The organism is Mycobacterium sp. SP-6446, from assembly GCF_001954045.1.
Lineage (GTDB): Bacteria > Actinomycetota > Actinomycetes > Mycobacteriales > Mycobacteriaceae > Mycobacterium.
Genome location: NZ_MBEM01000097.1, coordinates 40,966 through 47,219, shown reverse-complemented (window position 1 = coordinate 47,219; position 6,254 = coordinate 40,966). Strand labels below are relative to the sequence as shown.

The following is a 6,254-nucleotide window of genomic DNA, read 5'->3' as shown; positions in this document are numbered from 1 at the left end:
ATCACGGCCGACGTGACCACGGCGCTGGCGCTGTTCGATCGATCGGCATGGTCTATCCAGAGATAACCCAGCGTGAGCGCGGCCAGCACCAGCCAGACGATCAGAAGCCGCTTGTTGAATTTGATCACCGATCACCTCACCACGTACAGCAACGCAAAGATGAGCACCCAGAGGAAATCGACGGTGTGCCAATAGGTGGCACACGTTTCGACAAGTTCCTGCGACCCCTGGGATTTCGGCGCCGCCGGGCCGCGAAGTTGGTAGACGATGACACCCAGCACGACGAAGCCGATCAGCAGGTGCACAAAATGGATCCCGGTGAGGAAGAAGTAGTAGGTGAAGAAGTCGTTGCTGTCCAAGCCATTTCCCATGCCGACCAGCCGGGCCCACTCAAACACCTTGGAAAACAGGAAGACCGCAGCCAACGCTGCGGTGATATAGACGTCCCTGAGCGCCGCTCGATACGCGCCGGCGCGAGAGGACTGAACGCAGCGCGCCACCGACCACGAGCTCAGCAGCAACACCAGGGTGTTGAAAACCCCGATCCGTACGTCCAGGTGAGCCTGGGAGTGCAGGAAAAGCTCGGGGCTTCGGGCGCGATAGAACAGGTAGAAGCCGAAATACCCGGTGAAGACCAACGTCTCGAACAACACGAACGCCCACATGTCGGGCTGGCCGGGCACGAATCTGGCCCGCTTGTCCTTATCGGCGACGTCGGTCATTGCGCGGTCGCCCTCTTCCGGGAGAGGTCGGGCAGTGGCCCGGCACCGAAGTCTTCACGTTGGATCATCCGAAAGAGCATGACGATGAAAGTGACTTGATAGACGCCGAACACGACCATGTCCAGCCACCAAGCGATTTGGCCATTCCATGCCAGCACGCCACGCCGGAAGATCCAGCACGGTGCTACGACAACCTCGGTGAGCGCGTTGCACAGATTGAGATAGCCGAACCACTTGGGAAACACCCGATTCTGGTCGAGCAGAATCGCCAGCATCCAGATCAGCGAACCGATCAGGAACACTCCCATGGTTCCGTCGAAAGACAGGAAGGCGAAATCGTAGAGCCAGCCGACCGCTTCGGGGTCTCGCTCAGGTCGAAGCGTCGCGACGATCAACGCGATACAGAGCAGCAGCATGCCGGGAATCGCACTGAGCGAGTAAATGAGCAGGTAGGAATAGCCGAACGCGCGGCTGACCGACATGCGTCGCATCGAATACGCGATCAGCGCATTGTTCACCGCGGTCATGCCCGTGACCGCGAAGATGATGCCAAAGCCGATCGGTATCCCGAGGTGGCGTTCGTGGAACCAATGAACCTGGGTCGCTAGGTCCCACGTCGGCTGCGGCGGCGGCTGAACTTGCGCCACGATGAAGAACACCGGGAAGAACAAGTTGTAAAAGACGATGAGCGTTGTCCACGCCAACCACAGCTCGCGCTTGGGACCGTGCCGCAAGTGCCAGGCGATCCGACGATGCAGCGGGCCCGCGGGTGGTGTGGCCGTGGATTCCTGCGGTGTCAGCACCGCGCTCATGCGGAGACCAATTCTTCGCCACGCCGCCGATACTCCGCGCGCTCGCGATAGACGGCTTGCCCCAGAACAACGCCCATCACGACGATCCAGACCGCAATGGCAACGTTTTTCACCCAAAAGGACAGAAGTCCATCCCAGGCGAGGGGCCCGGTCAGGGTCACGCCCACGAACGCGGCCGGGACTAGCGCGGCGGCCACCAGAAGGTTGAAGTGGGCCACCCAACGCTGAAATATCGGGTGCGGCTGGTCGTCGAAATAGATTGCCACGGCGAGGATCACGCTTTGCCCGATCAGAAAGGGGACCACGATGGTGAAGGTGATCCAGCCGAAATCGTTGAGCAATTGAGTCAACTCGGGACTGCGCTCTGGGCGAAAGGCGGCCAACAGCCAGCAGACGTTGGCGACGAGGAACAGGGTGGGACCGCCTGCCACACAGCCCAGCATCGCGTAGGAGAAGATCGGCGTGCGATGGGCCATCCTGCGGATCTGCATCACGATCAGGGTCAGAACCGGGACGAGACACACCCCGAACCAGTTGAACACGATCATGCTGTAGCGGATCTGCGGGAGGTGGGCGGGATCGCGGTAGAACGCGGCGACCTGCTCGGCCGTCATGCTGGGTGACATCGGCGGATTGAAGCCCGGAAACAGGAAAAAGCAGGCAACAAAAATGATCACCGTCACCGGCAACGTCCAGAGCAGGAGCAGCTCGCCGTCGGTACGGCGCAGCGCTGCCCGCGGAGATCCCCGGTCTGGTCCCTCGTTCCCGCCGATGTCGGACATCGTTGGCTCCTCCCGCCACGAAATCGCGTGGCCCACTCGGCTCGTCAGCGAAGCTAGCCGATCGGCTAGCTTCGGTCAATAGCCGATCGGCTAGCTTCGGTCAATAGCCGATCGGCTAGTCTCGTCGTGTGAGGACAGCACGACAGGCGGTTACCGACGGCGAGCTGAGGATCGTCCAGCACAGCCCCGCCCGCACGCGCGTACTCGATGCCGCCCTGGAGTTGATCGCCGAGCACGGCGCCAGCGGTACGTCGCTGCAGATGATCGCCGATGCCGTCGGGATCACGAAAGCCGCTGTCTACCACCAATTCCGGACCAAGGACCAGATCGTGCTCGCGGTCTCCGAGCGCGAATTCAGCCGACTGCTCCCGGCGCTCGAGGAAGCGGAAGCGCACGGCGACGGGTCCGAGGCTCGCGACGCGCTGTTGGTTCGCATGGTCGAGATGGCCGTTCACGATCGCCAGCTGGTGCGCACGCTGCAGTTCGATCCCGTGGTGGTTCGGCTACTGGCCGAACACGAACCGCTGCGACGCTTCATGGACCGCGTGTATCGAGTGTTACTCAGCGATGCCGGTCTGGACGGACGGATCGAGGCGGCCATGTTCTCGGGCGCGATCAGCAGCGCGGTGATGCACCCGCTGGTCGCCGATATCGATGACAAGACGCTGATCGATCGGCTTACCGACCTCAGCAGGCGACTACTTGGCCTGCATCAGCAATGAAACAGCGCGACTACGTGTCGCCGCGCACCCAGCTCGTTATGCCGTCATGGCCTACGCAGACGAGAAAGAGGCCATCGGGCGCCTGCGCGACGTAGTTCAGGTACTCGTGACAGTCGGCGCCCTCGTCCTTGACTCCCGCCATCGGAGGTGAGCGGAACCAGCGGGGCTGGTATCTCCTCGGCGAGCCGCAGAACATCAGCCGCCCGGGCTCTGAGGCGAAGGAGACGTAATAGTCCGCGGTCCCGAATGCGTAATAGGTGGTGTTGTCGCACGGCGCGCCCAGGACCTGATGCGCCATGATGCCCGGAGTGCAGGCGGGGTAGTCGCACACCGTCGGCCCCGCGGAGACGGGCGGCGCCGCCAGGAGGCCGGCACCGAGCAACGCAGCAACCAGCGCCACGATCGATCGCACCCCATTACTTTGCCACACCCGAAAAGCACTGGAAAGAAAATTCTCCTGATTGGAGAAGATGATTGTGGGGCTCGCTTGACGCCCGCGTCAACGCCCTTGCCCGCGCGGCTGGTTGGCCACAAAACAACGCACTCGGGTAGCGGCATCGCCCGGCGCGACTCCCATGTCCACCAATCGCTGGACTATTTGGGCAGAGGGAACACCACCATCGAAATCGTGCTGGATCACATAAACGCTCGGAAACCAAACTTCTGCATTTACCCCCGGCGGCGGCGGCTTAGTGTCGCCGCCTACGCAACTTACGTAACCATCGATCCCAGTGTCAGCGTGAGCAGACGGCACCCCCATTAGCACGCCCGGGGCGATGAGCGAGACGGCGATGGCCATGCCGACCACCGCGGTAACTCGCTGACCGGTGCCGAAATTGGGGATCTGCATCGTAATCTTCTCCCAATACGTCATGTAGCCAACATGGTCGCTTCACGCTACTCGTTTTCAAACGGACCCACTAGCGATTGCCTCGGCACCAAGCGATGTGCGCGCGCAACGACCCGAACGCTCTTCGCCCCTTGGCAAGGGGTACATTTCCGCAGGTAAGAGGCCGCGCGGCAGGCGCCCGATGACGGGATTCAGCCCAGGCCCAAGTGATAAGCTACTGCTCCGTGCACGATCCGGAGGGGCCCGACGCTGACGATTTTGGTGACCCGACGGAGGTAACCGACCCCGCCGAACCGCAGTCGCGCTCAGGGAACGACGCCGGCGCTGTAGGTCACGCGCCGGATGCGGGCGCAGAAGACGAAGTTGCCGAGGCTGAAGCGCGCGCTGAGGCGGCCCGGGCGCGCCTCGTACAGCTGCGCGGGGCCGCGGAAACCGAGGACACGGACGACGACGCCATGTCCGGCGATGCCGAGCAACCTTCTCCAAAACAGACCCGGAAACGGCTACGGTTGCCGCGTCGTCCGAAGCGACCTCGGTGGCTCCACCGCCCGGGGCGGAAAACAGTAGCTGTTGCCGTCGGCGCCGTCCTCGTGTCCGCCTCTCTCGGCGCGAGCGGGTACATGCTGTGGCAGCACCACACCGCTGTGCATAAGCGACAGCTCACCGCCGAGTTCACCGCGGCCGCCCGGCAAGGGGTCACGGCGCTGATCTCGATCGACCCCGATCATGCCAAGGAGAGCGTCCAACGGATGATTGATGCCTCGACGGGCGACCAGAAGAACCAGCTTTCGGTGCTGTCCGTTCTCATCGTCAAGAAGGCCGAGGACACGAAGGTTGGCAGCAAGGTCACTATCGAAGGCGTCGCCGTCCAGTCGTTGAGCGACAATTCGGGAGTCGTGCTTGTGGCGGCGAAAACCGCTCCCTTTGGGCCGGATAACGTCAAACCGCCCCCGGCCTTGTTTCGGCTCAGTGTCAATTTGGACCGCGACGGGGGTCAGCTCAAGATGTCGAGAGTCGAATTCCTGTCATGACTGTCAAGCGTGGCGCGTCGCTGGATAGCAACGAAACAGCATTTGACGACATGGGGTCCCCCCGCGCCGAAGAGGATGAGCGGCCGCCCGCCGACGAGGGATCGGCACGCTTGCGCCGGCTGACAGCGGTCCGGTGCTGGGCGCGCCGGTATTCGGCGGAGTGGCGCTCAATAGTCGCGAGAACGTTGGTCGTCGCCGCCGTGGGAGCCGCCGCCGGCATTTACTTCATCGTGTACCGGCCGGATCAGCGGGTCGACGATGCGACGGCGCGTCGTGCCATCCAGGCGGCGTCAGATGGTGCGGTGGCGGTGTTGTCGTATTCCTACGACCATTTGAATCGCGATTTCGACAACGCGAAATCGCATCTCAGCGGCGACTTTCTGGCCTACTACAAGAAATTCAGCGACGATGTCGTCGGGCCGACGGCGCAACAGGGGCAACTGACGGCGACCGCCAAGGTGATTCGGGCCGCAGTTTCGGAATTGCATCCCGATTCGGCCGTCGTGCTGGTCTTCGTCGACCAGACGACATCAAGCCTGCAAAAAAAGGATCCTGAGAAAACCCAGAGCGCCGTTCTGGTCACGCTGAAAAAGGTCGGCGATTCCTGGCTGATCGCGAAATTCGATCCAACCACGTGAGCGCGCCAAATCTTGTTCCAGCCGTTACCTCCTCGGCCGAAGCGGTGTAACGTCATCGCTCGGGAACGCCGCAACCGACGGCGAAAAAGGTGCCACAGGCACTGTCGCATTACGCGTTTCGAGGAGCACCTGATGCGTTCAGTCAAAACACTCACCACCGCAACGCTGGTGGCCGCAACCGCATTCGGTGGTTTGAGCACTGCACCCACAGCCCACGCAATAACCAAGGAAGACGTGGCCCTCAACGGGACTTTCCGCGCCACGTCCATTGGCGATTGGGCGATGAGAAATGACCAGTACTTCGGCGAGCCGACGGTCTACCAAACGTGGACCATCAGTTCGTCGTGCGTCTCAACCCAGGAATGCCATGGCACGCTGACGAGCGACCAAGGATGGAGCGCGCCTCTCTATATGCTTGACGGGCAGATGTGGAAGGCGAAACACGAAGTGCCGGACTGGGAGCGGTGTCAGGACGGCGGCACCGCGTTCAGCGGAATGCAAACCTTCTTTTTCTACCCGGTGAACGACAATGGTGGATATCAACTCGGGTCGCGGACCCTCGCCGGCAAGGACAAGACAGTCGGCCCAAGCGGTGCCTGCGGGCAAAACCAGTGGCTTGATATCACCATGCCATTGCGCCTAGACCAGCTCTCCTGACCGGGCGGTCGTAACTTCACTTCTCCGCCCCTCGGGCCGG

The 6,254-nt window shown here is 62.2% G+C and carries 9 protein-coding genes; 4 read left to right on the top strand and 5 right to left on the bottom strand.

All coding sequences use genetic code 11. The annotated features are described in order from the left end of the window. Positions 1-131: 131 nt before the first annotated feature. From A5736_RS08005 to A5736_RS07995, 3 genes are read right to left on the bottom strand one after another with little or no spacing between them, the layout of a single operon-like run. Positions 132-722 carry a cytochrome c oxidase subunit 3 family protein gene (locus A5736_RS08005; RefSeq protein ID WP_076245483.1) on the bottom strand — a complete coding sequence of 197 codons (591 nt, stop codon included), beginning with the start codon at positions 720-722 and terminating at the stop codon, positions 132-134. After that, a complete protein-coding gene (locus A5736_RS08000) occupies positions 719-1,534 on the bottom strand; it encodes a hypothetical protein (protein ID WP_076122492.1) in 816 nt (271 codons plus the stop codon). The genes A5736_RS08005 and A5736_RS08000 overlap by 4 nt, the downstream gene beginning before the upstream one ends. After that, positions 1,531-2,316: a hypothetical protein gene (locus A5736_RS07995; protein ID WP_076245487.1), complete on the bottom strand. Its 786-nt coding sequence runs from the start codon at positions 2,314-2,316 to the stop codon at positions 1,531-1,533. The genes A5736_RS08000 and A5736_RS07995 overlap by 4 nt, the downstream gene beginning before the upstream one ends. 128 nt (positions 2,317-2,444) lie before the next feature. Here A5736_RS07995 and A5736_RS07990 point away from each other — a divergent pair, with 128 nt between their 5' ends. Further along, positions 2,445-3,038 carry a TetR/AcrR family transcriptional regulator gene (locus A5736_RS07990; RefSeq protein ID WP_076245481.1) on the top strand — a complete coding sequence of 198 codons (594 nt, stop codon included), beginning with the start codon at positions 2,445-2,447 and terminating at the stop codon, positions 3,036-3,038. 10 nt (positions 3,039-3,048) lie between these two features. Here A5736_RS07990 and A5736_RS07985 read toward each other — a convergent pair whose 3' ends face one another. Next, entirely contained in the window at positions 3,049-3,450 is a 402-nt protein-coding gene (locus A5736_RS07985; protein ID WP_233147951.1) for a hypothetical protein, read from the bottom strand. An 87-nt stretch (positions 3,451-3,537) separates the two neighbouring features. Next, entirely contained in the window at positions 3,538-3,837 is a 300-nt protein-coding gene (locus tag A5736_RS07980; RefSeq protein WP_083667254.1) for a hypothetical protein, read from the bottom strand. Positions 3,838-4,112: 275 nt separating this feature from the next. Between A5736_RS07980 and A5736_RS07975 the strand changes: the two genes are divergently transcribed. From A5736_RS07975 to A5736_RS07965, 3 genes are all read left to right on the top strand, one after another. Then, positions 4,113-4,919, top strand: coding sequence for a hypothetical protein (locus A5736_RS07975; RefSeq protein ID WP_076245480.1), 807 nt, complete (start codon positions 4,113-4,115; stop codon positions 4,917-4,919). Further along, entirely contained in the window at positions 4,916-5,557 is a 642-nt protein-coding gene (locus tag A5736_RS07970; RefSeq protein ID WP_139333196.1) for a hypothetical protein, read from the top strand. Before A5736_RS07975 ends, A5736_RS07970 begins: the two co-directional genes overlap by 4 nt. Before the next feature lie 132 nt (positions 5,558-5,689). After that, complete coding sequence (locus tag A5736_RS07965; RefSeq protein ID WP_076122495.1) at positions 5,690-6,214, top strand: hypothetical protein; 525 nt, start codon at positions 5,690-5,692, stop codon at positions 6,212-6,214. The last annotated feature ends 40 nt before the right edge of the window (positions 6,215-6,254 follow it).

Coding starts and splice junctions, on each gene's coding strand:
- A5736_RS08005 (WP_076245483.1), bottom strand. CDS start 722: ATGACCGACGTCGCCGATAAGGACAAGCGGGCCAGATTCGTGCCCGGC.
- A5736_RS08000 (WP_076122492.1), bottom strand. CDS start 1,534: ATGAGCGCGGTGCTGACACCGCAGGAATCCACGGCCACACCACCCGCG.
- A5736_RS07995 (WP_076245487.1), bottom strand. CDS start 2,316: ATGTCCGACATCGGCGGGAACGAGGGACCAGACCGGGGATCTCCGCGG.
- A5736_RS07980 (WP_083667254.1), bottom strand. CDS start 3,837: ATGGCCATCGCCGTCTCGCTCATCGCCCCGGGCGTGCTAATGGGGGTG.
- A5736_RS07970 (WP_139333196.1), top strand. CDS start 4,916: ATGACTGTCAAGCGTGGCGCGTCGCTGGATAGCAACGAAACAGCATTT.
- A5736_RS07965 (WP_076122495.1), top strand. CDS start 5,690: ATGCGTTCAGTCAAAACACTCACCACCGCAACGCTGGTGGCCGCAACC.